Source organism: Tenacibaculum sp. SG-28 (assembly GCF_002954385.1).
Lineage (GTDB): Bacteria > Bacteroidota > Bacteroidia > Flavobacteriales > Flavobacteriaceae > Polaribacter.
Map to the genome: position 1 here is coordinate 1,090,122 of NZ_MQVY01000001.1, position 25,736 is coordinate 1,115,857.

Genomic DNA, 25,736 nt, shown 5'->3' on the forward strand with positions numbered 1-25,736 from the left:
ATCATTCTTTATCTTCTTGTGTATTGCAATATAGTAGTATTTTTATGGCATGAAAACAATAAGCAGTGTTCAAAACACATTTATCAAGGATCTTTTTAAGTTACAAGAAAAGTCTCGAGAAAGGAAAAAGAGAGGTCTTTTTATCATAGAGGGTTTAAGAGAGATAAATCTTGCGTTAGAGGGAAACTATTCCATTGAATACCTTATATACCAAACAGACTTAGTTTCGGAAACAAAAGTTGCTACTTTAGAGGTTCCGCCTTCCAAACATATCATCATTACCAAAGAGATATATCAAAAATTAGCCTACAGAGATACTACGGAAGGAATAATTGCAGTAGTTAAAGCAATAGATTTTAACGTTGAACACCTTAAATTCAACACTAAAAATCCGTTAGTTTTAGTATTGGAAGGTATCGAAAAACCAGGAAATATCGGAGCAATACTTCGAACGGCAGACGCTGCAAATATCGATGCTGTTTTAATTGCGAATCCGAAAACAGACCTATACAACCCTAATGTGATTAGATCTAGTGTTGGTTGCGTGTTTACCAATCAAATTGCTATTGGTAATTCGGAGGAAATTTGCACTTTTTTAGAGACTAATAAAATCGCTATTTACAGCGCAACACTTCAAAACTCAAATTCCTATTACAAAAATGATTTTACCCAAGCATCTGCCTTGGTTGTTGGAACAGAAGCCACTGGGCTGACCCAATTATGGCGAGATAGGGCTACACAAAATATTACAATTCCAATGCAAGGCGCAATCGACTCCATGAATGTATCGGTAGCTGCTGCGATATTAACATTTGAAGCAAAACGCCAAAGAGATTTTTCTTCCTAAATGCAGAACCTTCTACACTACTTTTTACACTTCGGTTTTCCGCTGATAATTGCATTTGTTTTTTATCGTAAGGAATGGAAGAAAACCTATATTCTTTTACTCGCTACGATGTTAATAGACCTAGATCATTTATTGGCTACTCCTGTTTTTGCTCCAAATAGGTGTAGTATTCAATACCATCCTTTACATACCTATTATGCCATGCTATTTTATGCAGGTATGTTGTTTTTTAAAAACCAATTCGAATTTTAGGTATCGGTTGTTTGTTACATATGGGCACCGATTACATCGATTGCTTATGGATGTAAATTACCAAAAGTAACTCCTAAGTAATTAAAATCAGTAAGTTTTATTAAAAAACCATCAAAACAAAACTACTAAAGGCTAAAAATAAGCATAACGGAGAATAAAACTTGGTATCCTTTTCTGCGAATTTGGTAGATTGAACAGACTTGAACAATCCTACATATTTAAATTCTCCAATCGCTCTAATTAAAAAAATTGCACCAATCACGCCTAGGACATATCGTAGCTTTTCATCGGAAAAATCTCCTATAAAAAAACACCAATTTTGCGCAAAACAAAGTCCCATACCCAACAAAATAATAGCTACAAAAATGGTCAAATAAAAAGGTGGTTTAATACTACTATGTGGGGGATCATTTTCCTTAGTTGGAAATACGCTATCGATTGCCCACGAACCACCAAAAGCCCAATAGAGATGAATCACGGCTATACTCAGTAATAAAACCGTCGAAATCAATCCTAAAAAATAAATCATAATTTATTGTTTTAATGTAAGTTTGTAGTATAAAAATATGGAAAATTTATGACAACTTTATTCGTAAACATCAAAGAACTTATTCAGGTTAGAGAAAAAGATATACTAAAAGTTTCGGGTAAGGATATGGGAATATTACCCACCATCAACAATGCTTTTTTATTATTGGAAAACAATCTAATTAAGCATTTGGTGTCATGGCGAATGCTCCCAAATCTGCCGATACAATAATTGATTGTACTGGTAAAATGATACTACCCTCTTGGTGTGATTCTCATACACATATAGTTTATGCTGGAAATAGAGAACAAGAATTCGTAGACAGAATTAATGGGTTAACCTATGAAGAAATTGCGAAAAAAGGTGGTGGAATATTAAATTCGGCTAAAAAACTCCAAGAGACCTCAGAAGCTGCTTTGTATCTCCAATCGGCCAAAAGATTAGAAGAGGTAATTCAAATGGGAACTGGTGCTGTAGAAATAAAATCTGGATATGGCCTTACAGTTGCAGCAGAATTGAAAATGTTACGAGTTATCAAAAAATTAAAAGAAAACTACAACCTACCGATAAAAACAACCTTTTTAGGTGCCCATGCGTTTCCTGAAGAATTTAAAAGTAACAAAGAAGGATATATTACTTTAATCATCAAGGAAATGCTACCTAAACTCAATACTGAAAACCTAGCCGACTTCGTAGATGCTTTCTGTGAAACTGGCTATTTTTCTGTAGAAGATACCGAAACCATTTTAACTGCTGCTAAATCCTATGGTTTAGTTCCTAAAATTCACGTCAATCAGTTTACTGCCATTGGGGGTGTAGCACTTGGGGTAAAACACAAAGCATTGTCTGTAGATCATTTAGAAGTGGTAAACGATACAGATATTGCTGCCCTACAAGGTTCTGATACCATGCCAGTAGCCCTTCCTTCTTGTTCCTATTTTCTATCTATTCCATATACTCCGGCCCGAAAAATTATCGATGCTGGTTTACCACTTGCTCTAGCAACAGATTACAATCCTGGGTCAACACCTTCCGGTAATATGAATTTTGTTGTAGCGACAGCATGTGTAAAAATGAAGATGACTCCGGAAGAAGCAATAAATGCCGCTACCATTAACGGTGCCTATGCAATGAATCTCGCGCAAGAAGTAGGAAGTATTACTGTTGGAAAAAAAGCGAATTTAATCCTCACTAAAGAGATCCCGTCGTATGGTTTTATTCCGTATAGCTTTGGGTCGAACCTTATCGATACAGTATTTATTAATGGTAAAAAAGTAGCCAATTAAGCACGACATTTTATGTTACATATTTTTACAAAAAAGAACATTCAACAATATATAAACTTCCGAAAAGGGGAACGGAAACTTGGCGAATCTGTAATTACTATAAACCCTGAAAAATCAATACAAAAAGCACTTAAAGAATCACCTGCCAAATATGTAATTATAGGAATTTCAGAGGATATTGGTGTACAAATGAATGGTGGAAATGCCGGTACGCATACCGCTTTTACAGCCGCTTTAAAAGCATTTTTAAACATACAAGACAATCAGTTTCTCTCCGGAGAATCCATTGTAATTTTAGGCTATTTAGAATACGCTAAGGCACAGAAAGATTTCAACCCCAGTAATCGCGAGGAAGGAGATGTCATAGTTCGACAAATTGATACGGACGTAAGCGAGTTAATTCAAAGTATTGTTGCTGCAGACAAAACTCCTATTATCATCGGTGGAGGACACAATAACGCCTACGGAAACTGTAAAGGAACATCCTTGGCCAAAAATTCTCCTATTCATGTTATTAATATGGATGCGCATACAGATCTTAGGCATTTAGAGGAACGACATAGTGGAAATGGTTTTTCTTATGCCATGACCGAGGGTTACCTAGAGAAGTATTTTATATTTGGATTACATGAAAATTACACCCCGCAGTATATCCTAGATAAGATGGAGAACAGCGAAAATATTGCCTACAATACTTTTGAAGCTCTGGAAGTCAGAAATACATTAGATTTTTCCTCCGAACTCAAACGAGCTGAAAATTTATAAGTGGTAATTATATAGGTATTGAAATAGATCTAGATTGCATACAATACTTCGCAAGTAGTGCCATGACACCCTCTGGGTTTACGCCAGAGCAAACAAGAAAATTTGTACACCATTTTGCAAAATTAAAAACCGCATCCTACCTACATATATGCGAAGGAGCACCGGGTATCAAAAATGAAGTTACCGGTTCGAACCAAGTCGGGAAATATATCAGTTATTTAATTAGTGATTTTATCAAAGTAAATTCTATATAAAACTACGCAAATAATTAGTCAATAAATGCTTTAAAAGCTTTTACACGTTCTCTACTCACTATAATTTCCGCATCGTTATAATGCTGTAATTTTAACTGTAAACGAGAATTCGTGTACACTACAATGTCTTTAATTGCTTCAATATGAATAATATAAGTACGATTAACTCTAAAAAACTGTTCAGGGTCTAGCTCTTCTTGCCAGTATTCTAGAGAATTATCAATTAAGTAGTTTCTGTTGGTGTTGGTATGAATGTACGTTGCTTTGTTCTCGGAATAAAAACACTCAATCTCGTCGCTATGTATGATTTTAATATGCTGGCCTATCTTTATGGTAAATCGCTTTTTAAATTTACGATCGATTGGATTAATAAGAAGTTTTCTTATATCTTCCATATTTACCTTTACCTCTGTATGTTGGGGTCTATGGGCTTTAAACTTTGCTACCGCTACTTTTAAATCGTCTTCATCGATTGGTTTAAGCAAATAATCTATCGAGTTTAACTTAAAAGCTTTCAGAGCATATTCGTCATACGCGGTAGTAAAAATAATAGCCGATTTAATGTTCACTTCTTCAAATATCTCAAACGATAATCCATCTGAAAGTTGAATATCTAAAAAGATTAAATCTGGGTGTGCATTCGTGTGAAACCATTGTATAGCCTCCTCTACAGAATGTAACATTTCATCGACTGGCATGTTCATAGAGGATAACATTCGGTGTAATCTTCTCGCTGCTGGCTTCTCATCTTCAATGATAAGTATTTTCATAACATTTGCTATTTTTTAGATTTCTAGCCGTATCTACCTATTCTGACACAACTATATACGTTCCTTATTTCTCTATGTATTCTTGAATTTTTCTTTGCTCCCAATCTTTTCCTAAGAAAAAATCAAAACCGAAGACTTTAAACGTGTGAAAAGCTAAACCTATTCCCCAAAAAATCCAAATCGCAAAAGTATCAAAATCTAAAATTGCTTCTAGTAAATCCGCTCCACTTTCTATCTTTAGATACACCTTTCTGCAACTGATAAACAAATTTACAAGAAGATATACCAAAAGATGTCCATAATACTTTCGCAACTCTTCCACTTTGTGTTTCGCTCGAAGGTATTTTACCTGCTGTTGTCGCTGCTTTTCGTTCATATCTATTCTAATTTTTATCCATAAATTCTTTGATTTTCTTTTCTTCCCAATTCTTACCCAAAATCCAGGAAGAACCAAAAATACTTAACCAGTGAAAAAATAAACCTATTCCCCAAAAAATCCAAACGGAATACACCGCAAATTCTTGTATTACATCTACAAAAGGCCCCAGTATCCTTCATTATTCCAAAAATAATAATGGAGGAAACGAAAATATTCACCACTACATAAGATATAAAATGCCAATAAAATCCTTTAATTTTCTCGACTCTCTTTTTAGCTTGAAGGTATTTTCTTTCCTCTAAAAATTCTTGTTCCATACTAGTAAAATTTTAATATTTTTTAAAATTGTCTGTGTTATCTTTCTCTAGAAATTCTCTAATTTTTTTCTCCTCCCATGCTTTTCCTAATCCTATTGTATTGGCGCCAAATACTGCAAACCAATGAAAAAATGTTCCTACACTTACGCCAAGCACACCATACCAAAACCAATGAAAATTAGGAGAAACCGTTAAGTTTATAGAAACCATAATTGCTACAGCTACGATATTTACAGTAAGATGAATATAAAAAGCCTTAATTTGTTTGATACGTTTTTTAGCTTCAACATACCTTTTTTCTTGTAAAAAATTATCTCCAATCATATCTTGCTTTACTATTTATTTTTATAGTCTTGATCCATTAACTCCTTAATTTTTCTTTCCTCCCAGTTTTTACCCAAGAAAAGATTATAGTTGTTCACCTCTAAGAAGTGAAAGATAAGTCCGATACCCCAACCAATCATTGGAAACCAAAACCATTTGAACTGCGGTGAAAACGTTAAATTTATAAATATTAAAAATGGAATAACCAAACAATAAGAAACCAAGTTTTGGTAAAATTCTTTTAATTTTTCAACTTTTTCAATCGCTTTAACGTATTTACTATTTTCTAAATTACTCGTATCTATTTTCATATTCTTACTATTTTTTAGTAGTGGTAAACTAACTGTAAATTTTTTATTATTATTTTCTATGATAACATTTTTATCGGTTATCAAACCATATCTATCTGCAATATTTCGCAATCCTACTTTAGTACTTTTTCCAATGGCTTCTTTTGGAGTTACGGTGTTTTCAATTTTCAAAAAACCATCTGCTTCATATATTTGAATGTGTAAAGGTTTGGAAGAAGAAACAACATTGTGTTTTACAGCATTCTCCAAAAGTAATTGTAGCGATAGTGGTACAATTTTTAACTCCGGATTTGAAACCGAGGACCGTATGGAAAACTGAATCGCATCTTCAAACCGCATTTGCAGTAACTCCATATATGTTTTGGCGAAATATAATTCTTCCTCAATAGGAACGAGTTCTTTGTTCCGCTGCTCCAAAACATAGCGATATACCTTTGAAAGTTTGGTCGTAAACTTTTCTGCTTGGTATGGGTTCTCTCCTATTAAAGAGGTTAATACATTTAAACTGTTAAACAAAAAATGAGGATCGATTTGACTTTTTAAAGTTTCAAACTTTGCAGATTCCGTTTTTGCAACAATTTGCTGTTGGGTGGTTTTTTTTGCTGTGGATTTCTTCCATTCTATCATGAATCCTCTAGCGTGAAGAAAAGCAGAAACACCAAAGGAAAACTGAATCCAAAAAATATGAATCCATAGCATTGGTTCTTGAAAAAATAAATCGGAATCTTCTCCTTGAATTTTAATAAACAAAACATAATCTATAATTAAAATTACGGGCACAGTATAGCATATAGTACTAATAATTCCTACCCATACTCTCGTATTTGTTTGTGCTACCCAATCCCATTTAGTACTTAAGTAATCGTTTAGAAAACCCTGACCAAAACCAAGGGTAAAAGAATACATGGCAGATACTAAAAAACTAATTAGTAAATTGTAGAGGTTAAAATTACCATTGACAAGAAAAACAAAAACACCAATAATAACGGAAATCTTTAGGGCTAATAAAAAACCCTTTTTAAGATGTGCCAGGGAAAAAATGTTTTCTTGTGCATTCATAATTCTTGCGTTTAATTTTATAATTTAATTTCTAAAGATACATTTTTATCTCGTACCCTAAATTTGGCATCCTCAAACTGTGGTGGGCCAAATCTCAGTATATTGTTAGAAGCTCCATATGCCTCCAAGGGAATACCATTTGGTTGGAAATCCATTTTTCCATTTTCATTTTCATCATGGTAGCAAACAATTGCATATTCTCCCGGTGCAACAGCCTTAAAAGTCACATTTGACAAGCTATCTTGAACTGGAGAAGCTTTTGCTTGTAAAGGCTTTCTTAAAAAATCTCCTTGATGGAATAAAGAAAATACTACATTTCCTTTGTTAGAGGATAAATTTACCACAGAAACAGAAACATTTCTCTCTTGTGCAAAGAGAAACTGCGTACAAAAAAAGAAAAGTATTAAAGTAATAGTAATGATAAATTTCATTTTTCTAAAGATTAATATTATTTACGTTGCAAAGATGAAATAGAACAAGTCTATTTGAAAATAGAAACTACCCAACTGTTCAAATTGTAGGTTGAACTGTAACTAAAACCATTTTATTTTAAAAAAACAGAAATTTATGTAACGTTTTCTATATTTACGCAACTAATCATATGAAAAACTAAACGGAACTTTGCAACAGGAACTTGAAAAAAAATTTTTATCGGATTTTGAGAAAAATCAAAATATCGTGCACAAGATCTGTAGAGTCTATACTACAAATCAAAATGCTCATAACGACTTATTCCAAGAAATCACAATTCAACTGTGGAAAAACTATGGAAAGTTCAGAGGTGATTCAAAGTTTAGTACCTGGATGTATAGGGTGGCTTTAAATACTGCTATTTCTCTTTACAGAAAATCAACAAGAACAGTAAAAACACAAGATATTAGTGATTTTACCTACAAGATTCAATCGGAAGAGTATGACGATACGGAAGAGCAGCAATTGAAAGCACTTTATATAGCCATCCATAAACTAAACGACATAGATAAGGCTCTCATATTTTTATACCTGGAAAACAAGGCATACAAAGAAATTTCAGAAACATTGGGAATTAGTGAAGTAAATGCACGTGTAAAAATGAACAGAGCGAAAGATAAATTAAAAAAGATATTGACCCCATAGAAGATGGATGCATTAGATAGATATAAAAAAGCATGGGATAGCCAACCAGCGAAGGAAAAAGAACTTTCGAAACTAGACATATACAAAATGTCGCATTCTAGATCCTCCTCAATTGTGAAATGGATATTCATCATTGGCATATTAGAACTTATATTTTGGGCCGGTTTAAACATATTTTTTGTTGGGTCGTCGCATGCAGATTTTTATGAAAAACTGCATATAGAAAATTTGATTTTAGTTAGTATTTACTTGCATTATTTTATAGTTGTTTTATTCTTAATTGCCTTTTATAAAAGCTATAAATCAATTTCTGTATTCGACAATACTAAAAACCTAATCAAAAAAATACTCAACACTAGAAAAATAGTGAAGTATTACGTGTACTTCAATCTTTTTTACGGAGCCATTGCGAATCTTTTAATATTCATACTAATTTTTAGTGACATGGATATCCTTATGGAATATTACGCCGAAAATGGTATTCAAATTCCCGAAAATGAAACAGCCTTTAAAACAGCTGTAATCGTTACGGTTTTATTTGTCTCTAGTTTGATGTTTATTTTATTGTGGGTTTTTTATCGACTGCTATACGGAACACTACTTAAAAAACTGAATAAAAACTATAAAGAATTAATAAAGTTAGAAGAAATTTAAAATAAAAAAGAGAAGTAAAAAATACTTCTCTTTTTTATTAATACTCTTTTAATTCCTTACATAACAAGGATAGCATTTGTTCCGTAAAATCTAAATGTGTAACCATACGTAACTTCCCTTCTCCCATTGAGATGAACAAAATACCTTTATCGGCCATTCTCTGCATAAAATCCTCTGGCTTTATCGAATCGTTAACATAAAAAATAACAATATTAGTTTCAATCTTCTCTACTTTTTTGACAAAAGAACAATTTTCGAGTGTTTCTCCAATAATTTTAGCATTTTCATGATCTTTAGCCAATCGATCGACATGATTGTCTAAGGCGTAAATACCTGCTGCTGCAAGGTATCCGGCTTGTCGCATTCCTCCTCCAAATAACTTTCTAACTCGCAAAGCGCTTGCAATATGTTTTTTAGATCCTACTAATACCGAACCAACAGGTGCACCAAGGCCTTTAGACAAACAAATGGATATAGTATCAAATAAAGCACCGTATTGTTCAGGCGATTGCTTTTTTGCCACCAAAGCATTAAACAATCTAGCACCATCTAAGTGATAAGATAGTTCGTTAGCTTTTGCTACTTTTTGAATTTTCTCTAGTTCTGAAAAATCCCAGCAACCACCACCACCTTTATTAGTTGTGTTCTCGACACATACTAATCGATTATAAGGAGCGTGAATATCAGACTTTCCATGCATCAATTTTTGTAACTGAGAAGCTGTAAACATTCCTCGGTCTCCATCAATTAAACAAGAAGTAACCCCCGAATTAAAAGCTGCTCCTCCTCCCTCGTAATTGTATACATGTGCCCATTTGTCGCAAAACATGCGATCGCCAGGATGGGTATGAATTTTTATTGCTGTTTGATTTGCCATCGTTCCGGAAGGGAAAAATAAAGCATCCTCCATACCAAACATATTGGCTACTTTTTCTTGTAATGCATTTACGGTTGGATCTCCTTTAAAAACATCATCACCTACAGCAGCGTTCATCATTACTTGTAACATTTTCTCCGTTGGTTTTGTTACCGTATCACTTATTAAATTTATTACCATACTAGATTAAATTTTATTCTATATTTTGAAATACTCAGGCTCACATTAGTTGCCTGACATGTACTTGCGTATAAATCCATCAATTTTACTCCTTCTCAAACTAAAAACCATACCAATGGGAGCACCGTCTGGAACCTTAGGAGCTGGTATTTTTTGAAAAGATTTTGGATCCTTAAAAAAGTCAATGATTGTTTGTACGTGCTGTCTATCCATTACAGTTAGCCTTTTTGTATTGGCTCTTCCGAAATAAACCACACCTTGGAGTGTATTGAATCGTTTAAAAAAATCTTTATCAAGGTATTCAGCGACCTCGGTTATCTTTTGCTGCAACTGTGCTTTCACTTGCGGATAAACACTATCATTAGAATACAATGCAAACATCGCATGCAAAACTTCAGTCTTGATTATTTCTTGGAGTTCCTGATAATAGGTGTCTTTGTAATTTTGTTTAAAACTAGCAGTAATAATGCCATCCAAAACCGCTGCCAAGTCTATTTGCTCTTCATAAATCGCGTTGTGCTGTACCAGCCTATTTGCTCGTTGTGCATTTAATAGAAAACGCAAGGTGAACGCAGCTGCTGTTTGTACGGCTCCGTAAGGATCAAAACTTACCCCTGTTTTACCTTGGAAACTCTCTCGAGATCGAGCGTAGCCATATGCTCTTGGTGGAAAAAGTGCTAGAATACGTTTTGGAATTGCCAATTCTTCCACCGATAATGTTTTTAAAACTACTTGTAATGCTTTTTGTTCCTCGGCTAACGGTACTGGTTTTACAATAGTATTTTTTTGACTTTTAACAGCATAGGTATAATCGAGACCTCCCAGTAGTTTACATACCGCCTCGGTTTGGTATCTATGGTAAAAATATACCGGAACAAAAACATCCTCTAGTACAGAGTATGGCTGATTATTCTTAATATTTGCTACAGAAAAATTAGCTATTGCCAAGTTTCTAACTGCTAAAACATTGTTTAATTCGTCTGCAGCGCTTGCTCCGTTATCCCATAGATGCGCATAAGCATGAGCACTCCCTTCCGGCCTTGCATCTGCGTCACTAATAAATCGGTGTCCTTCTGCAAAAGCACTATCCAAGATTTTTTGCAATTGTAGCTCTTCGTTCTCTGTAAAATGCTGGTAGGCATATGCAACTGCTACCTTATCCCAAGTACCAATTTTATTGTCATAGGCTTTTGAAAAGTCAATACGACCATTTGTAATCGTTATTTTAGGATGTGGGTAGTCCATAACCGAAGATCGTTCGTAAGTACTGGCTGCAAAATTATGAGCAAAACCTAAAGTATGGCCAATTTCGTGGGCCGACAATTGTCGAATTCTTGCAATGGCCAATTCAGAGGCAAAACTATCATTCTCGATACCTCCAGAATATGGAGCCTGTAATGCTTGTGCCAATAAAAAATCTTGTCGAATACGCAAAGACCCTAAGCTAACGTGCCCTTTAATAATTTCACCTGTTCTCGGATCAGAAATATTTCCTCCATAACTCCAACCTCTTGTTGATCGATGTACCCATTGAATCATATTATACCTTACATCCAGTGGATCTGCACCTTTGGGTAACATTTTAATCTGAAATGCATTCTTATAACCAATGGCCTCAAATGCTTGGTCCCACCAACTACCACCTTCTAATAATGCAGATCGTACAGGTTCTGGAGTTCCTCTATCTAAATAATACACAATCGGTTGCACGGGCTCACTAACAACTGCACTAGGATTTTTCTTTTGTAACCGATGCCTGTATATAAAACGTTGTACTATTGGCTGATCAATGGGTGTAGCATAATCCATGTAGGTCATTTGCCAGGAACCACATCTTGGATCGTAAATTCTAGGTTGGTATCCCTCCTCGGGTAATTTTACAAAAGAATGGTGCTGGTGCACCGTTACCAAAGAAGCATTAGGTGTTACGCTTCTGATTTGCTTCCCTATAGGTTTCCCTGTAAATGTAAGTAAAACATCAAACTCTGTATTTTCAGGAAATGTCTTCGTGCGTGGTATGTGAAAAGCACTCTTCGTTTTATCTAACATATACGTACCTTGGCCTAAATTTTTCAGGGTCTTCCCTACCCCGTGAGCATCTCTAATAAAAAAATCAGTAGCGTCAATTAGATAGGTATTCTTGTTATTTTCAATAATTTTAAAACCGTGTAATACGGATTTTGCAAAAGCTTCTTCCACAGATTTCTTTTCCTCTAGATTTGCGGTTACTGCTCGGTACTTGAGGTTAGGTTGTAGCAACAATAATTTGTTCCCTGCTCTAACAAATTTTACGACTACCCCAGCTCCCAATTGTCCTCGATCCAAACCAATATCATTAGAACCGACACCTTCCGACAAGGCTGTTACATACAAAAATTCAACATTTAATGCATCGACCTGTAAAAACACTTTATCGTTATTTTCATCGTAATAAAAAGTAAAGAATCCTTCGTGTTTTTTTATCCCAAGTTTGTTTTCAAAAAATTGACTGTAACTAGTGAAAGAAAGTAAAAAAATAAAACTTAGAAAGGTTAGTTTTTTCATTGGATAATAATTTGGTTAAAAATAGAAAAATCATCTTGGTTATTTGCGATTCTGCGATGTAGAATCTTAAATTTTAACTTATTTTTGTAACACATATGATTACACAAGAACAATTAAAAGACATATCAAATAGAGTAAGCAAACTAAAAGACTACTTGGATATCGAAAAAAAACAAATTGAGATAACCAATGAGGAAGAAAAAACAGCAGATCCAAATTTTTGGAACAAACCCAAGGAGGCAGAAATTGTGATGAAATCACTCCGAATGAAAAAGAAGTGGGTAGATAACTATACTACTGTTGTGTCACACACAGATGATCTCTCCGTTTTGTATGACTTTTACAAAGAGGGCGATGTTTCGGAGGAAGAAGTACAGGATCAATTTGAAAAAACCATTGGTTTATTGGAGGATATTGAGTTTAAAAATATGTTGTCTGAGGAAGGAGATAATCTTAGTGCAGTTCTTCAAATTACAGCAGGTGCTGGTGGTACAGAAAGCTGTGACTGGACGGAAATGTTAATGCGAATGTATGTGATGTGGGCAGAAAAACAAGGCTATAAAACCAAAACTTTAAACTATCAAGAGGGAGATGTCGCTGGGGTAAAAACAGTGACGATAGAGCTGGAAGGCGACTTTGCTTTTGGTTGGTTAAAGGGCGAAAATGGTGTTCATCGCTTGGTGAGAATATCGCCATTTGATAGCAATGCAAAAAGACATACCTCTTTTTCTTCTGTGTACGTATATCCTGTAGCGGATGACTCTATAGAAATAGAAATTAATCCTGCTGATATTGAAATCACCACTGCAAGATCTAGTGGTGCAGGAGGACAAAACGTAAATAAAGTAGAAACGAAAGTGCAACTACTTCACAAGCCAACAGGTATCCAAATTCAGTGCTCTAATTCTAGATCACAACACGACAATAGGGCTACTGCCTTGCAAATGTTAAAGTCACAACTTTACGAAATTGAATTGCAAAAGCAACAAGCTGCTAGAGCAGATATAGAGGCCAACAAAATGAAAAATGAATGGGGAAGCCAGATACGCAACTACGTAATGCATCCATACAAGTTGGTAAAAGATGTCAGAACAACACATGAGACGGGCAATGTTGATGCCGTTATGAATGGAGAAATTAATGCCTTTTTAAAAGCGTATTTAATGATGATGGGACAAAAAGAAAACGATTAATTATGAAAAATAAAATTCCTTTATTTTATGTTACAAATATACCACAACAACAGATGCAGTAAATCTAGATTAGGGGTACAATTACTAGAGGCATCTGGTAAAGATTTTGAAATAATTAATTACCTGCAGAAAGTGCCATCTAAAGAAGAACTGCAGAACATCATTAAAATGTTAGCGATACAACCCATAGAATTAGTTCGAAAGAATGAAAAAATCTGGAAGGAAAACTATAAGGGAAAGGAACTATCTGATGCAGAAATTATCAATGCCATGCACGAACATCCAAAATTAATCGAAAGACCCATTGTAATAAATGGTAATAGAGCAGTAATTGGAAGACCCACTGAAAATATATCTACGATACTATAATAACCAAGAAAACATGCTAAAAGCTAGAGGGTTTATTGCCAAAAAATCTTGCATTTATAAACCCAAGGCCATAGCCACAAAATTGGGTTATAGAAGTTAGTATGCTCCATAATGCCACAGAGATACTTTTTGTTTGTTGCAGCGCAACAATAAATAAAACCAAAATATAGCATAGATAAGCATAAATTGGTAACCTAAATCCCAATACTAAAAGTATACCAGAAATCGCAATACCAATCAAAAACAAACTTGGAAACCAGTAGGTAAGTTTTGCTGAACCAGGATACTTGTTATTTAACCTAGGCCTTGCTTTCCCAAAACCGTAAGTTTGTTTAAAAAATTGTTTTAATGTGCTTCTTCGCTTGTGGTACACAAATGCCTCAGGTATTAATTGTGTTTGCAAATTAAGTTTCCAAAGACGAAAGGTTAAATCGATGTCTTCCCCTGTTTTCCAGTTGGAAAAACCACCCGTTAACTGAAATGCTTCTCTAGAAATACCTAAATTAAAACTCCTAGGCTGAAATTTCTCCAAACCTTTCATTTTTCCACGAATCCCTCCGGTAGTTATAAAAGAGGTCATGGAAAAATTAATTGCCTTTTGCAAGGCGGTAAAGCTCTCATGAGCAGCATCAGGTCCTCCATAGGCATCGGTATACTTTTTTTCCAATCTATTTTTTACTATACTAAGATAATTTGGAGGAACAATAACATCCGAATCTAGTATGATATAATAAGACTTTGAAGCTCTTTGCATGCCGTAATTTCTACTCAAACCAGCACCAGAATTATCTTTATAAAAATAAAATATGTTTAGCCTATCATGAAAATTATCTACAATACTCTCCGCACTAGTCTCGGAACCATCCTCTACAACAATTACCTCATAATTATCTTCAAAATTTTGTTCGGTAAGACTGACTAAAAGTTCTTGCAATTCTGCAGGCCGATTGTAAACTGGTACAATTATAGAAAAGGTCAACGACATAGTTTGGTGCTATTTTTAACTTACGACACTGCGATATGATAATTAACCATCGAATATAGAACTTTTATTTGAATTCTTTGGAGGGTTTTTGGGCTTGTAAACTTTTAGAAATCCCATTCCAAAAAGCAATACGTTTTTCTAAAGACTCTCTTGAATAATACAATACATCTTGCCATTTTTGCTCGTCTTCGCCACATAATTCTGTAATCATCTGTAACGCCAAAGGACCGTGATCTCCGCCATCTAATTCGATATGCCTATTTAAATAATAGGTTAATTTCCCATAGTCTACCGCTTCTTTCTCTTCGGTATGTTTGACTATTTCCAGAAACATATCCGGAATTACATCTTCTCTACCGAAGGTAAAACTAGCAGCTATAATATGTGGTTGTTCCGTTTGTATTACCGAAAAGGTAAACGCTAAAAAATCTTTCGTTTCTTTATTTATAGGAAGGTTATTAAGTGCATCAACAGTTGTATTTCCATCAATGATATCGGAGAGAAAGGTGGCAATCGCTTTTGTATTCGCCTTGGTTTGCCACATAGCGTCAATATACATTTCGAAATGACTTTTGGGTTCACCAAGCTCGTTTACATCTGTTTCTTCTTCTAGAACAATCTCGTTAATAAACCTCGCTGTTTTATTATTTACTACTGGTATCCAAGGTAAAGAGACACAAGTTAAATGACGTTGCAGGGCTTTTAACAAAGACATGAAGTCCCAAACGGCAAAAACATGCTGTTCCATGAATATCCGAACATCTTCAATACTGTGTAAAGATTCGTATAAAACATGTTCTTTTAATTGTTTTCTTAAATCTTCTAACCCCTTTTCAATTGCTAAAACGCGCTCCATATTCCCCTGTAAATTAAAATGCAAATCTAATGATTTGCATTTTAATTGGAACTATTCTATGTATTGATATTTCTTATTCTTCAATAAATTTATCCATTACACCATCACTAACTCCCATGTTAGAAAAACCACCATCATGAAACAAATTTTGTAACGTCACTTTCTTGGTTAAATCTGAAAATAAAGATATGGTATAGTCGGCACACTCTAGTGCTGTAGCATTACCCAGCGGTGACATATTATCAGCATAGGATAAGAAACCATCAAAACCTTTCACGCCACTTCCTGCAGTGGTAGGTGTTGGAGATTGGGAAACTGTATTCACACGAACTTTATGATCGCGACCAAAAAAGTAGCCAAAACTTCTTGCGATAGACTCTAAATACGCTTTATTATCTGCCATATCATTATAATCGGGAAAAACTCTCTGTGCTGCCATGTAAGTTAAAGCAACAATACTACCCCATTCATTCATTGCTTTCTTATTGTACAAAACATTCATTGTTTTGTGAAAAGATAAGGCAGATACATCAAAACCTTTCATCGTGAAATCGTACTTAGAATCGGTGTAATGACGACCCTTACGAACATTTACAGACATACCTATGGAATGCAATACAAAGTCGATTTTACCGCCTAAAATTTCCATAGATTTTTCTACTAGATTGTTTAAATCGTCCATAGAGGTTGCGTCGGCAGGTATCACTTGAGAACCTGTTTTTTCGGCTAAAGTATTAATTTCTCCCATTCGCATTGCTATCGGTGCATTTGTCAATACAAACGATGCTCCTTCTTCGTGTGCTCTTTCTGCTACCTTCCATGCAATAGAATGCTCGTTTAACGCTCCGAAAATAATTCCTTTCTTACCTTTTAATAAATTATACATAATTATAAAATCTTTTCTTAGTTATTTGTATCGAGCAAATATAAACTTTATTTGCTTCGAAACTTAATATTAAAAATTTGGTGAGCTTGTATCACCTAATAGTTCTTTTGCATGTGTTCTAGCACTATCTGAAAAATCTTTACCACTAAGCATTTCTGCAATTTCTGCTACGCGTTCTTCATAATTTAATAATTTTAAATTAGAAGTGGTTTTTCCATTTTGTTCGCCTTTAAACACTTTGTAATGTTGTTCTCCCTGAGATGCTATTTGCGGTAAATGTGTTATCGTAAGTACCTGCATACCTTTCCCCATATCACGCATTATTTTGGCAATCTTATTAGAAACCTCTCCCGAAACACCTGTATCGATTTCGTCGAATATTACAGTTGGAAGTTTGGTGTTTTCAGATAAAATCTTTTTAATAGAGAGCATTATTCTGGAAAGTTCTCCTCCAGAGGCAACTTTTTTTAACTCGCCAAAGTTACCTCCTTTATTGGCTGCAAATAAGAAATGTAAAATGTCTTTTCCGTTAGCATTATAAGATGTACTCGGAGTAACAGAAATTTCGAATTTGGCATTTGGCATTCCTAAATCTCCCAACAAACTTTCGAGCTTTTTTTGCAGTTTTGGGATGGCACTATTTCTACCTTGGGTTAGCAAAGTTGCAACTTCATCTAGTTTTTGTGATACTTCCTGTATTTCTATTTCTTTTTTAGCCATCAAATCACTTGCTCCCTCTACTTGATTTACTTTTGTGTGCAAAGATTTCTGCAGGTCTAATAATTCTTCAATGCTACTAACCGAATGTTTTTTTTGTAAACGGTATATTAATTGCAATCTATCATTTAATTGTTCAATCGCATTGGGATCCAATTCTAACGACTCATTAGAGGATTCTAATTCTACCACGATATCGTTAAGCTCAATTTTTAAGCTAGAAATACGCTCGCTTAACTCTTGGTATTCTTTAGAAAAAGTTGCTATCTTAAGTAGCCTTGACTCTAAAGCATATAATTGCGTTTGAATTCCTATCTCTTCGTTAATAGAAAGGTGTAAACTTTCGGATAAGTTCAATTTTATTTCCTCAATATTATTGAGTTTATCAAGTTTCTCCTCAAGAATTGCTTGTTCCCCTATTTGTAAATCCGCTTCCTCAAGTTCATTGTATACGTGAAAATTATACTCGTATTGCTCTTTTGACTTAGCGGCCTCTTCTTTAAACGTCTCAAGTTCTTTTTTAAGACCATTCCACTTGACTAAACCTCTTCTAAAAGAGGCCAATTTAGCGGTGTTTTTTGCTAAAGCATCAACTATTGAAAACTGAAAATTTATATCGGATAACTGTGCCGTTTGGTGTTGCGAATGAATATCTAGAAGCTTTAATTTCAAGCTGTTTAAAACCGCTAAAGTGACTGGCGTGTCATTAACAAAAGCACGGGATTTACCCGAAGGTAAAATTTCTCGTCTAAGAATCGTGGTATCTTCATAATCGACATCTAACGCTTCAAAATATTGCTGCAGTTTATACCCTTCTATTTCGAAATATGCCTCTATTATACATTTCTTTTCTGTATCTTTTAGTACCGTCAAATCTGCTCGATTCCCCAAAACCAAACCAAGAGCACCCAATAAAATAGATTTTCCTGCACCTGTTTCACCAGTGATAATAGATAACCCCTTGGTAAAATCAATTGCTAAATGATTGATTAATGCATAGTTCTGTATGGATAAATGTGCTAACAAAGTCTAAAATTTGGAAAGCATAAAAGTAAGGATTTTAAGGAAAAAAAAAGCGATAGCATTTATTTAATTTCCTTCCATTTATCTTCGTAGGTGGGTGCTATCTTTTGGAGTACATTTAACATTCGCTGTTGATTCTTTGCGGGCTTTCCATCAGAGAAGACACTAACTATCTCATCTGCTTTAGCATCTAAAAAAACACGAATCATATAATTTCCTACAGTAACATTGTGAATTCGATCTAATTGTATTACATCGTTTTCTATAGTTCGCTTTGCCAAAACTGCATCCTTTGTAAAATTATCAAATCCGTTTCGGTGGTAATCGTAATAAATATTCCGTAAAACTGTAAACTTTGGAGATAGTAAATTATCAATTAATGCGAACCTATTTTGTTTACCTATCTCGTTTTGCCAACCTCCCTGACCGTTAGATTGGGCTAATAAGGTTATGTTTTCTGCTTGTTTGTAATAAGGATCTCCACCTTTTCTCTCAAAAGTATCTGCATCCACTCCTATAATGGTATACACGTAAAAGGCTATTACGGAAACTAAATTGGAGTCGTAATTGTTTGGATTGAAAAGTAAAGGGTCAAATTCGTTATACTTGAAATTGAAATTAGTATCGTTAATATTTAAGATAGGGCTGGCATAAGAAGAACCATACACAGGTCGCGTAGCTTGAATTTGAAGGGATGCTGAAAAGTTATTATTTACTTGTTCGTTTACAATTATCGTAAATGCACAATTAATACGCTCCTGCATTTTGTAGGTTTTAGTAGTCCATTGCTTTTGATTTATAAATTCAGTTAATGCCGTTTGTAAGGTTTGAAATACTTGCTTATTAGAACTCTGAATTTTATCCGAATTAATGGTTACTAAAGCATTCAATTCTTGACTTTGAATCGAAAAAAAACCTAGTGTAACAAACACTGTAAAGAAAAAATTACGCATATATTCGTTGCATTATTTCATTAATGATATCCTTAGCAACCGCTGCCTTCGATTTTAAAGTAAAGTCTTTACCAATATAGTCTGCATCAATAATAGTAACTTTATTCGTATCTGTTGCAAATCCAGCTCCTTTATCTCTCAAGGAATTTAAAACGATTAAATCTAAATTTTTACGTTTAATCTTAGACTTGGCATTTGCTACTTCATCATTGGTTTCTAATGCAAAACCCACTAAAAACTGGTGTTTCTTGGAAACCCCTAAAGACTTTAAAATATCTTTTGTCGGTTCTAATGGTATATTAAACGTAGCAACTTTCTTTTTTATTTTTTCAGAAGCAACATTTTTTGGTTTGTAATCTGCTACTGCGGCGGAACAAATGGCTACATCTATATTTTCGAAGTATTGATGACAAGCCTGATACATATCCTCTGCGGAGATTACATCTATTCGATGCACGAACGAATGTGCAATTGTTTGATGGGTAGGTCCGGTAACTAAAAAAATTTCTGCTCCTAAATTAGCAGCTGCTTTTGCCAATTCAAAACCCATTTTTCCGGAAGAATGATTTCCTATAAACCGAACTGGGTCAATTGCCTCATGAGTTGGACCTGCAGTAATTAAGAAACGTTTTCCGTATAAGGGTAAACTGGAAGCTATTTCTTGTTCGATAAACGCTACAATATCCTCCGGTTCTGCCATTCTTCCCTCACCTATTAAACCACTAGCTAATTCGCCTGAAGTAGCAGGAATCATTACGTTACCATAATTTTGTAACTTTTTAAAACTGTCTAAAGTCGAAGGATGTTTGTACATATCTAAATCCATGGCAGGCGCGAAGAAGACCTTGCATTTTGCGGATAAATAGGTAGCTATTAACAAATTATCACAAACACCATTGGTCATTTTTGACAAGGTATTTGCAGTTGCCGGAGCGATAAGAAAAATATCAGCCCACAAGCCTAACTCAACGTGATTGTTCCAGAGTTCGTTTTCACTTTCTTTATCATAAAAAGTAGAATGTACAGGATTTTTGGATAGTGTAGATAAGGTGAGAGGGGTAATAAAATCTTTAGACGCAGGAGTCATGATTACTTTTACTTCTGCGCCTGATTTTATGAATAAACGAACTAAGTTAGCCGTTTTGTATGCGGCAATTCCAGCAGTTACGCCTAATAAAATTTTTTTACCGCTTAACAAAGACATATCTATTCTTCGTCTGGAGTTCTGTGGTATACATCACCCGCTAACCATTCCTCTACCGCAATTGCATGTGGTTTTGGTAAACGCTCGTAAAATTTAGAAACTTCAATTTGTTCTTTGTTCTCAAAAACTTCTTCCAAGCTGTCGTTGTAGGTAGCAAACTCATCTAATTTGTCTACTAACTCTTTCTTTAAATCAGAATTTATTTGGACTGCTCTTTTTGCAATTACAGAGATAGCCTCATAAATATTATCGGTAGAAGCCTCAATTGCCTCTTTGTCATAAGTGATGGTACTTACGGGTGCTTTCGTTTCTTTATAATCCATTTTCTAACTTTTAACTAATTGTTTTTGTTCATTTTGCAGGGCACTTAGCATTTTATCGGAATCTTTCATAAATTCAGATTCTGGAAAGTTTCTTTTAAACTTTTCGTATGCTTTTACTGCTAACTCTATTCTTTCTAACTTCTTTCTGTTAGTACTTTTCATGGCATAATCATGTGCTGCCTTTAACTTGTAATATAATGCTTCTTCTTTAAAACTAGTACCTAGATAATCCGATAATAGATTATCAAATGCTACCATGGATGCTTTATAATTTCTTGGGTCGTACTCTGCAGTTCTATAATAGGTTTTTGCAATTTCAAATGCCTTTTGTTCCAACTTAAAACGCAACTCGCCGTAGTACTGGTTTGCTTCTGGAAGCTTATCGGAATTTGGATATTCGTCGATAAACCCTTGGAAAGCTTCTAAAGCTTTATAGGTGTCTGTAGGATCTAAACTAAACACCGGCGCTGCTTTATAAAAACTCAAAGCAGCAAGAAATCTCGCTTCTTCTACTTTTGAACTCTTTGGATAGTTTTTTGCAAATCTATCAAAATAATAGGCAGATTCTGCGTAATTCTTAACGTTGAAATTAGACTGCGACACCATATACTGAATTCTCTCCATTTGAGGTTTCCCACGATACGCTGGCGTGACCTTTTCAAAAAGACGCAAGGCTTTACTATACTTTTGTGCCTCGTATAATTTTACAGCCATTTTATACTGCTCTTCAATAGAGCCTTTATTCAATACTTTATCGTATTGACTGCAGGATGCTATCAGTACGGTAACTAAAATAAGAAACAATAAATGTTTAATTCTTTGCATTTGGCAAAAATAATGATTAAATATGGATTATTAAAACAATTTTAACCCTAGTAAGGAACCTGCAAGTAACTATAAAATTTGTTATAGAGATTACAAGGGAATACTAAATGTTTGTTAATCTTAAACTGGGGTATCTGAAACCTGTCCTACCAACTGCTTCACATCGTTATCAAAAAGGTACAAACCTCCTTTATCATCCCCAATTAAATTAATTTTATCGAGAATATTTCTAGCCAAGGCCTCCTCCTCGATTTGCTCAGCTACGTACCACTGAAGAAAATTGTGGGTTGCGTAATCTCTTTCCTCAAGCGTAATATGCACCAAATCATTGATGGATTTTGAAACCATTACTTCATGATCGAAAAGCGTTTGAAACATCTCTTTAAAAGAACCAAAATCTATTGGAGGGGCTGCTAATTGAGAAATTCGTGCGTGCCCTCCTCTTTCGTTTACAAACTTCACTAATTTTAGCATGTGCATGCGCTCCTCATCAGAGTGTGCGAACATAAATTGCGCAACTCCCTCAAATCCTTGCGTCTCCGCCCAGCAAGCCATGGAAAGATATACCTGAGAAGACTCTGCTTCTATTCTAATTTGTTCGTTTAAAGCTATTTCAATTTTTTTTGCTAACATAATTTTTCAACGTATTTAATACCACAAAGATCATAAAAAAAGACTACAATTAGTCAATTGTAGTCTTTAAATTATGGTGCTATCTATTTTTACGCTCTATTATCCAAAAACGTCTTAATTTTTACTTGCAAAGCTTTTGAGGCTTCCACTAAAGGTAAACGCACAAAATCAAAAGTTATCCCTTTATGCTTCAGTAATGCTTTGATTCCTGCTGGGTTGTTCTCTTCAAAAATCAACGCTATAACCTCCATTAACTGGTAGTGTATTGCATAAGCCTCCGTATTTTTTCCTTGCAGACCAAGAGCAATCATCTCGGAAAATTCTTTAGGTAACCCCTGTCCAATTACAGAAATAACCCCTGCTCCACCTGCTAAGACAACTCCTAATGCCAAATCATCATCTCCGGATATTACCAAAAAATCTTTAGGTTTATCCCGTAGTAACGTGTAGTATTGCTGTTGGATATTACCAGCTTCTTTTACACCAATTATATTGTCAAAATCTCGTGCCAGACGAAGTGTAGTTTCTGGCAACATATTCTTCGCTGTTCTTCCAGGCACATTATACAAAATAATAGGTTTAGGACTAGCCAGAGCAATAGCCTTAAAATGCTGATAAAAACCCTCCTGCGTTGGTTTGCTGTAGTATGGAGCAACCGACAAAATAGCATCTATAGCTGCTAAATCTATCGTCTGTAATTCTTCTACTACCTGCATGGTATTATTACCTCCTACTCCAAGTACTAATGGAACACGACCAGCGTTAACAGTGGCAATAACTTTTATTATTGCTTCTCTTTCACCTCTCGAAATCGTCGCGCTCTCGGCGGTTGTACCATTTATAACTAGATAATTAGTCCCATTAGATATATTGTACTCTACTAAATTTTTAAGTGCATCGTAGTCTACACTTCTATCTTCTTTAAATGGAGTTACAAGGGCAACACCCAGTCCTAAAAACTTTTGCATTATATCTTATTTAAAATCGTTAAATATTTTTTTAATTCTTTATAAAAAACAGCCTCGTTTCTGGTTGGATCAGCGATAATCAGATCGAAAATTCTGTCATCAACTGCATTGTAGCCAGTTTTTAATTTAGCATTCGACAACAAAGTTATTACATTCGTATACAAATTACTGTCCTTCGTGAAATTTATAAGCAAATCATGATTGTTTTTAACAAAGTTTTTAAGATTGTCCGATTTTAAACGTAAATCACCTCCAATATCTTTTTCTGTGAAACAAATTGGAGCGATTTCTTGATTTTTTACATAGGGTTTATATACTACAAATTGAATATCCTTGCGATAGAATGGAAGTTGTGTTGTAAGACTTTCTGCTACTAGATCAATTAAAGCTTCGTCCTCTAGAACGACGCCTACAGTTGTAATTTTTGAGGTATCATAAAATTTAGATTGTTCTTTATTTGCTAACTTTTGGTAATTTCTTACCAGCCTCTTTTCTGTAATAACACCAATCATATTTATCCTTTTCTTGATATACCTTGTTAATTTTGGATCTCTACTAAAATAACCTGATTGTATTGCTTTCCGTGCTTTTGAAAATTATCATCTGCTATTAAAAGTAGACTTCTGTTTCCATTTTTCAATCTTGGCCCAAAACTTATTCCTTCTATATTGTCTATTACCCCATCTGATAATTCTTCTTTACAACTTTGGAAGTCTAATAAAAGCTTCTTTTTCATTGGAATGTACGACTGCTTTTTTAAAGAGTTAATCGTTAAAATATCGGTAGTCTTATCTTCTACAACTGCATCGAAGATTCTAATGGTATTTCCGTAAGCTCCATACCCACTTTGATAAATTCGCTCTACCACAAAGAACTTATTTTTTTCATATTCTAAAATAGCCGTTACTCCATTTAGGTTAATAGTTCCTTTTGCAGGTTTGTCAATCTTTTCTAAATGATAGGCAAATTCCTTATTTGCATTTCTTGAAACATTATCATAGTACGTTATCCTTACCGGAGATTTGGTTTGCACAAAGGATGGCTCTTCTCCATCCTCGACAATAGGAGATTCCATTGCCACCCAAAACCCTTTTCCATCATAACTTTTTGAAGAACCTTCAAAGGTTCCGTTATGCTTTAGGGTCCATTGATCTAATTGGTGAAAATGTGGTGGTGTAGAAATTTCTCGCACAAAATTCCCCAAGGTATCTACCGTAAGAATAGAGGGTTTTACACCAAATTTAACAGCACCCTCGCTTACCAGATGGATGTTAGAATTCTCCGTTACAAATACAGACTCCAGATCTAAAACATTTTCCTTAAAATAATGGCTGGTATCTCTTTTAATTAAAATGGTATTTAAAAAAGAGACTTCGGCAATCGTATCTTCCTTAATTTCAATTGCTGTTTTCAGTATTCTTGGATGCACAGCATCATCTACAACCATATAATAATTATCGCCGTTGAAGTCTATCCCAGATAAGCCACCAATAGGATAATTATCAAGAGATAGTGTGTCTGAAATTACATATTCATGTAAAAAATTAAGTTGCAGTTTGTTGGTACAACCAATGCTAGTCATTATTATGAGAAGAACACAAATATTTTTCATACGTAGCTTTTTACAGCACAAATGTACCATTAAACAATTAATTTAAGATTCTACTAGATAATTAAAATCATTTTTCTAAAGCATTAAGACAACTGCGTTATGAGGTTATGGGTACTTTACGTTTTAAAACCATAGCATAACAAATAAGAAATTGCGCGATTATGTAGGTGAGCATGATAAAGAAATGAAAATATACTTCCTCGTGGTAAAACTTATTAATCGCTATAAAACTATCGGAAAGTATAAATAATATTGCACCAAAAAGCAAGTAGAAATTAGGTTTGGATTGGAATTCCCTGTAGTTCAATAAACTGATAGCACCAAAAGTAGCAATCACAATACCATATATCAAAACAGGAAATAGCATCGAACCTAAATTACTGTAAATCAAATAAAAAACACCGATAAAAAACAATAAAAAAGGAACCGAAGAACTAATCATTTTAGTGGTAATTTCTTTTTCTAAAAATTGTGCTATTATTTTTATATACAAAATATGGGTTATTAAAAACGCTGCTAATCCATAGAGAAAAAAATCGCCTTTGTTCAAAAGAAGTACATCTCCTAAAAATGAAAAAAATAAAGCGGACACAAAAATTAGTTTAGGCTTATCCACAGCAGTGAGATACAAAAGTACCAATGAAACCATTAATAAAGGTTTAAAAAACAACTCTAGAGTGCTATTTTTCGTAAGTACAGCATATAAATCAAGTATAGCGATTACA

The 25,736-nt window shown here is 34.4% G+C and carries 31 protein-coding genes and 1 pseudogene; 9 read left to right on the forward strand and 23 right to left on the reverse strand.

What is annotated here, in order from left to right:
- The first annotated feature begins 49 nt into the window (after positions 1-49).
- A complete protein-coding gene (locus tag BSU00_RS04800; RefSeq protein ID WP_105003344.1) occupies positions 50-847 on the forward strand; it encodes an RNA methyltransferase in 798 nt (265 codons plus the stop codon).
- Positions 848-1,099: a DUF6122 family protein gene (locus BSU00_RS04805; protein ID WP_369820260.1), complete on the forward strand. Its 252-nt coding sequence runs from the start codon at positions 848-850 to the stop codon at positions 1,097-1,099.
- 100 nt (positions 1,100-1,199) lie between these two features.
- Here the strand turns inward: BSU00_RS04805 and BSU00_RS04810 are convergent, their stop codons facing one another.
- A complete protein-coding gene (locus BSU00_RS04810; RefSeq protein ID WP_105003345.1) occupies positions 1,200-1,628 on the reverse strand; it encodes a DUF3995 domain-containing protein in 429 nt (142 codons plus the stop codon).
- A 48-nt stretch (positions 1,629-1,676) separates the two neighbouring features.
- On the opposite strand from BSU00_RS04810, the pseudogene hutI reads away from it, so the two are divergent.
- The 3 genes and pseudogenes from hutI (at position 1,677) to BSU00_RS13925 (ending at position 3,933) form a co-directional block, all read left to right on the forward strand.
- Positions 1,677-2,914: pseudogene (hutI, locus tag BSU00_RS04815) on the forward strand (imidazolonepropionase).
- A gap of 12 nt (positions 2,915-2,926) precedes the next feature.
- On the forward strand, positions 2,927-3,679 hold the full coding sequence (locus BSU00_RS04820) for an arginase family protein (RefSeq protein ID WP_369820261.1): 753 nt from the start codon (positions 2,927-2,929) through the stop codon (positions 3,677-3,679).
- A 62-nt stretch (positions 3,680-3,741) separates the two neighbouring features.
- Positions 3,742-3,933 carry a hypothetical protein gene (locus tag BSU00_RS13925; RefSeq protein ID WP_369820262.1) on the forward strand — a complete coding sequence of 64 codons (192 nt, stop codon included), beginning with the start codon at positions 3,742-3,744 and terminating at the stop codon, positions 3,931-3,933.
- 14 nt (positions 3,934-3,947) lie between these two features.
- Here BSU00_RS13925 and BSU00_RS04825 read toward each other — a convergent pair whose 3' ends face one another.
- The 7 genes from BSU00_RS04825 to BSU00_RS04850 form a co-directional block, all read right to left on the reverse strand.
- Entirely contained in the window at positions 3,948-4,703 is a 756-nt protein-coding gene (locus BSU00_RS04825; RefSeq protein ID WP_105003346.1) for a LytTR family DNA-binding domain-containing protein, read from the reverse strand.
- A gap of 64 nt (positions 4,704-4,767) precedes the next feature.
- Positions 4,768-5,079 (reverse strand): 2TM domain-containing protein, encoded by a 312-nt coding sequence (locus BSU00_RS04830; protein ID WP_105003347.1) that lies wholly within the window; start codon positions 5,077-5,079, stop codon positions 4,768-4,770.
- Positions 5,080-5,086: 7 nt separating this feature from the next.
- Entirely contained in the window at positions 5,087-5,161 is a 75-nt protein-coding gene (locus BSU00_RS13675; RefSeq protein ID WP_255402295.1) for a hypothetical protein, read from the reverse strand.
- Complete coding sequence (locus BSU00_RS04835; protein WP_255402281.1) at positions 5,133-5,399, reverse strand: 2TM domain-containing protein; 267 nt, start codon at positions 5,397-5,399, stop codon at positions 5,133-5,135. The genes BSU00_RS13675 and BSU00_RS04835 overlap by 29 nt, the downstream gene beginning before the upstream one ends.
- 12 nt (positions 5,400-5,411) lie before the next feature.
- The gene (locus BSU00_RS04840; RefSeq protein ID WP_105003348.1) at positions 5,412-5,723 is read right to left on the reverse strand and encodes a 2TM domain-containing protein; all 312 of its coding nucleotides are present in this window, start codon (positions 5,721-5,723) and stop codon (positions 5,412-5,414) included.
- A gap of 11 nt (positions 5,724-5,734) precedes the next feature.
- Complete coding sequence (locus tag BSU00_RS04845; protein WP_105003349.1) at positions 5,735-7,093, reverse strand: 2TM domain-containing protein; 1,359 nt, start codon at positions 7,091-7,093, stop codon at positions 5,735-5,737.
- A gap of 17 nt (positions 7,094-7,110) precedes the next feature.
- Positions 7,111-7,524: a DUF2141 domain-containing protein gene (locus tag BSU00_RS04850; protein ID WP_105003350.1), complete on the reverse strand. Its 414-nt coding sequence runs from the start codon at positions 7,522-7,524 to the stop codon at positions 7,111-7,113.
- A gap of 190 nt (positions 7,525-7,714) precedes the next feature.
- On the opposite strand from BSU00_RS04850, the gene BSU00_RS04855 reads away from it, so the two are divergent.
- Positions 7,715-8,209 carry an RNA polymerase sigma factor gene (locus BSU00_RS04855; protein ID WP_105003351.1) on the forward strand — a complete coding sequence of 165 codons (495 nt, stop codon included), beginning with the start codon at positions 7,715-7,717 and terminating at the stop codon, positions 8,207-8,209.
- A 3-nt stretch (positions 8,210-8,212) separates the two neighbouring features.
- Complete coding sequence (locus BSU00_RS04860; RefSeq protein ID WP_105003352.1) at positions 8,213-8,863, forward strand: hypothetical protein; 651 nt, start codon at positions 8,213-8,215, stop codon at positions 8,861-8,863.
- Between the two features lie 37 nt (positions 8,864-8,900).
- On the opposite strand, the gene BSU00_RS04865 is transcribed toward BSU00_RS04860, so the two are convergent.
- Positions 8,901-9,920, reverse strand: coding sequence for a low specificity L-threonine aldolase (locus BSU00_RS04865; protein ID WP_105003353.1), 1,020 nt, complete (start codon positions 9,918-9,920; stop codon positions 8,901-8,903).
- A 45-nt stretch (positions 9,921-9,965) separates the two neighbouring features.
- The gene (locus BSU00_RS04870; RefSeq protein ID WP_105003354.1) at positions 9,966-12,464 is read right to left on the reverse strand and encodes a zinc-dependent metalloprotease; all 2,499 of its coding nucleotides are present in this window, start codon (positions 12,462-12,464) and stop codon (positions 9,966-9,968) included.
- Positions 12,465-12,559: 95 nt separating this feature from the next.
- On the opposite strand from BSU00_RS04870, the gene prfB reads away from it, so the two are divergent.
- The gene (gene prfB / locus BSU00_RS04875; RefSeq protein WP_105003355.1) at positions 12,560-13,657 is read left to right on the forward strand and encodes a peptide chain release factor 2; all 1,098 of its coding nucleotides are present in this window, start codon (positions 12,560-12,562) and stop codon (positions 13,655-13,657) included.
- 27 nt (positions 13,658-13,684) lie between these two features.
- Entirely contained in the window at positions 13,685-14,026 is a 342-nt protein-coding gene (arsC, locus tag BSU00_RS04880) for an arsenate reductase (glutaredoxin) (RefSeq protein ID WP_105003356.1), read from the forward strand.
- A 16-nt stretch (positions 14,027-14,042) separates the two neighbouring features.
- On the opposite strand, the gene BSU00_RS04885 is transcribed toward arsC, so the two are convergent.
- From BSU00_RS04885 to BSU00_RS04945, 13 genes are all read right to left on the reverse strand, one after another.
- Complete coding sequence (locus tag BSU00_RS04885; protein WP_199176752.1) at positions 14,043-15,011, reverse strand: glycosyltransferase family 2 protein; 969 nt, start codon at positions 15,009-15,011, stop codon at positions 14,043-14,045.
- Positions 15,012-15,075: 64 nt separating this feature from the next.
- Positions 15,076-15,891 (reverse strand): DUF3050 domain-containing protein, encoded by an 816-nt coding sequence (locus BSU00_RS04890; RefSeq protein ID WP_369820263.1) that lies wholly within the window; start codon positions 15,889-15,891, stop codon positions 15,076-15,078.
- 49 nt (positions 15,892-15,940) lie between these two features.
- The gene (locus BSU00_RS04895; RefSeq protein ID WP_105003358.1) at positions 15,941-16,753 is read right to left on the reverse strand and encodes an enoyl-ACP reductase; all 813 of its coding nucleotides are present in this window, start codon (positions 16,751-16,753) and stop codon (positions 15,941-15,943) included.
- Positions 16,754-16,822: 69 nt separating this feature from the next.
- Complete coding sequence (gene recN, locus BSU00_RS04900) at positions 16,823-18,496, reverse strand: DNA repair protein RecN (protein ID WP_105003359.1); 1,674 nt, start codon at positions 18,494-18,496, stop codon at positions 16,823-16,825.
- Between the two features lie 59 nt (positions 18,497-18,555).
- Positions 18,556-19,446 (reverse strand): DUF4835 family protein, encoded by an 891-nt coding sequence (locus BSU00_RS04905; RefSeq protein ID WP_105003360.1) that lies wholly within the window; start codon positions 19,444-19,446, stop codon positions 18,556-18,558.
- A complete protein-coding gene (gene coaBC, locus BSU00_RS04910; protein WP_105003361.1) occupies positions 19,439-20,650 on the reverse strand; it encodes a bifunctional phosphopantothenoylcysteine decarboxylase/phosphopantothenate--cysteine ligase CoaBC in 1,212 nt (403 codons plus the stop codon). Before coaBC ends, BSU00_RS04905 begins: the two co-directional genes overlap by 8 nt.
- Positions 20,651-20,652: 2 nt before the next feature.
- The gene (locus tag BSU00_RS04915; protein WP_105003362.1) at positions 20,653-20,973 is read right to left on the reverse strand and encodes a DNA-directed RNA polymerase subunit omega; all 321 of its coding nucleotides are present in this window, start codon (positions 20,971-20,973) and stop codon (positions 20,653-20,655) included.
- A 3-nt stretch (positions 20,974-20,976) separates the two neighbouring features.
- Complete coding sequence (locus tag BSU00_RS04920) at positions 20,977-21,798, reverse strand: outer membrane protein assembly factor BamD (RefSeq protein ID WP_105003363.1); 822 nt, start codon at positions 21,796-21,798, stop codon at positions 20,977-20,979.
- A gap of 120 nt (positions 21,799-21,918) precedes the next feature.
- Complete coding sequence (locus tag BSU00_RS04925) at positions 21,919-22,431, reverse strand: ferritin (protein ID WP_105003364.1); 513 nt, start codon at positions 22,429-22,431, stop codon at positions 21,919-21,921.
- An 89-nt stretch (positions 22,432-22,520) separates the two neighbouring features.
- Positions 22,521-23,399 carry a 4-hydroxy-tetrahydrodipicolinate synthase gene (dapA, locus tag BSU00_RS04930; RefSeq protein ID WP_105003365.1) on the reverse strand — a complete coding sequence of 293 codons (879 nt, stop codon included), beginning with the start codon at positions 23,397-23,399 and terminating at the stop codon, positions 22,521-22,523.
- Complete coding sequence (locus tag BSU00_RS04935; protein ID WP_105003366.1) at positions 23,399-23,911, reverse strand: hypothetical protein; 513 nt, start codon at positions 23,909-23,911, stop codon at positions 23,399-23,401. Before BSU00_RS04935 ends, dapA begins: the two co-directional genes overlap by 1 nt.
- 26 nt (positions 23,912-23,937) lie before the next feature.
- A complete protein-coding gene (locus BSU00_RS04940; protein WP_158254392.1) occupies positions 23,938-25,011 on the reverse strand; it encodes an esterase-like activity of phytase family protein in 1,074 nt (357 codons plus the stop codon).
- A gap of 97 nt (positions 25,012-25,108) precedes the next feature.
- Entirely contained in the window at positions 25,109-25,681 is a 573-nt protein-coding gene (locus BSU00_RS04945; protein ID WP_255402285.1) for a lysoplasmalogenase, read from the reverse strand.
- Between the last annotated feature and the right edge of the window lie 55 nt (positions 25,682-25,736).

Coding starts and splice junctions, on each gene's coding strand:
- BSU00_RS04800 (WP_105003344.1), top strand. CDS start 50: ATGAAAACAATAAGCAGTGTTCAAAACACATTTATCAAGGATCTTTTT.
- BSU00_RS04805 (WP_369820260.1), top strand. CDS start 848: ATGCAGAACCTTCTACACTACTTTTTACACTTCGGTTTTCCGCTGATA.
- BSU00_RS04810 (WP_105003345.1), bottom strand. CDS start 1,628: ATGATTTATTTTTTAGGATTGATTTCGACGGTTTTATTACTGAGTATA.
- BSU00_RS04820 (WP_369820261.1), top strand. CDS start 2,927: ATGTTACATATTTTTACAAAAAAGAACATTCAACAATATATAAACTTC.
- BSU00_RS13925 (WP_369820262.1), top strand. CDS start 3,742: ATGACACCCTCTGGGTTTACGCCAGAGCAAACAAGAAAATTTGTACAC.
- BSU00_RS04825 (WP_105003346.1), bottom strand. CDS start 4,703: ATGAAAATACTTATCATTGAAGATGAGAAGCCAGCAGCGAGAAGATTA.
- BSU00_RS04830 (WP_105003347.1), bottom strand. CDS start 5,079: ATGAACGAAAAGCAGCGACAACAGCAGGTAAAATACCTTCGAGCGAAA.
- BSU00_RS04835 (WP_255402281.1), bottom strand. CDS start 5,399: ATGGAACAAGAATTTTTAGAGGAAAGAAAATACCTTCAAGCTAAAAAG.
- BSU00_RS04840 (WP_105003348.1), bottom strand. CDS start 5,723: ATGATTGGAGATAATTTTTTACAAGAAAAAAGGTATGTTGAAGCTAAA.
- BSU00_RS04845 (WP_105003349.1), bottom strand. CDS start 7,093: ATGAATGCACAAGAAAACATTTTTTCCCTGGCACATCTTAAAAAGGGT.
- BSU00_RS04850 (WP_105003350.1), bottom strand. CDS start 7,524: ATGAAATTTATCATTACTATTACTTTAATACTTTTCTTTTTTTGTACG.
- BSU00_RS04860 (WP_105003352.1), top strand. CDS start 8,213: ATGGATGCATTAGATAGATATAAAAAAGCATGGGATAGCCAACCAGCG.
- BSU00_RS04865 (WP_105003353.1), bottom strand. CDS start 9,920: ATGGTAATAAATTTAATAAGTGATACGGTAACAAAACCAACGGAGAAA.
- BSU00_RS04870 (WP_105003354.1), bottom strand. CDS start 12,464: ATGAAAAAACTAACCTTTCTAAGTTTTATTTTTTTACTTTCTTTCACT.
- prfB (WP_105003355.1), top strand. CDS start 12,560: ATGATTACACAAGAACAATTAAAAGACATATCAAATAGAGTAAGCAAA.
- arsC (WP_105003356.1), top strand. CDS start 13,685: ATGTTACAAATATACCACAACAACAGATGCAGTAAATCTAGATTAGGG.
- BSU00_RS04885 (WP_199176752.1), bottom strand. CDS start 15,011: ATGTCGTTGACCTTTTCTATAATTGTACCAGTTTACAATCGGCCTGCA.
- BSU00_RS04895 (WP_105003358.1), bottom strand. CDS start 16,753: ATGTATAATTTATTAAAAGGTAAGAAAGGAATTATTTTCGGAGCGTTA.
- BSU00_RS04905 (WP_105003360.1), bottom strand. CDS start 19,446: ATGCGTAATTTTTTCTTTACAGTGTTTGTTACACTAGGTTTTTTTTCG.
- coaBC (WP_105003361.1), bottom strand. CDS start 20,650: ATGTCTTTGTTAAGCGGTAAAAAAATTTTATTAGGCGTAACTGCTGGA.
- BSU00_RS04915 (WP_105003362.1), bottom strand. CDS start 20,973: ATGGATTATAAAGAAACGAAAGCACCCGTAAGTACCATCACTTATGAC.
- BSU00_RS04920 (WP_105003363.1), bottom strand. CDS start 21,798: ATGCAAAGAATTAAACATTTATTGTTTCTTATTTTAGTTACCGTACTG.
- BSU00_RS04925 (WP_105003364.1), bottom strand. CDS start 22,431: ATGTTAGCAAAAAAAATTGAAATAGCTTTAAACGAACAAATTAGAATA.
- dapA (WP_105003365.1), bottom strand. CDS start 23,399: ATGCAAAAGTTTTTAGGACTGGGTGTTGCCCTTGTAACTCCATTTAAA.
- BSU00_RS04935 (WP_105003366.1), bottom strand. CDS start 23,911: ATGATTGGTGTTATTACAGAAAAGAGGCTGGTAAGAAATTACCAAAAG.
- BSU00_RS04940 (WP_158254392.1), bottom strand. CDS start 25,011: ATGAAAAATATTTGTGTTCTTCTCATAATAATGACTAGCATTGGTTGT.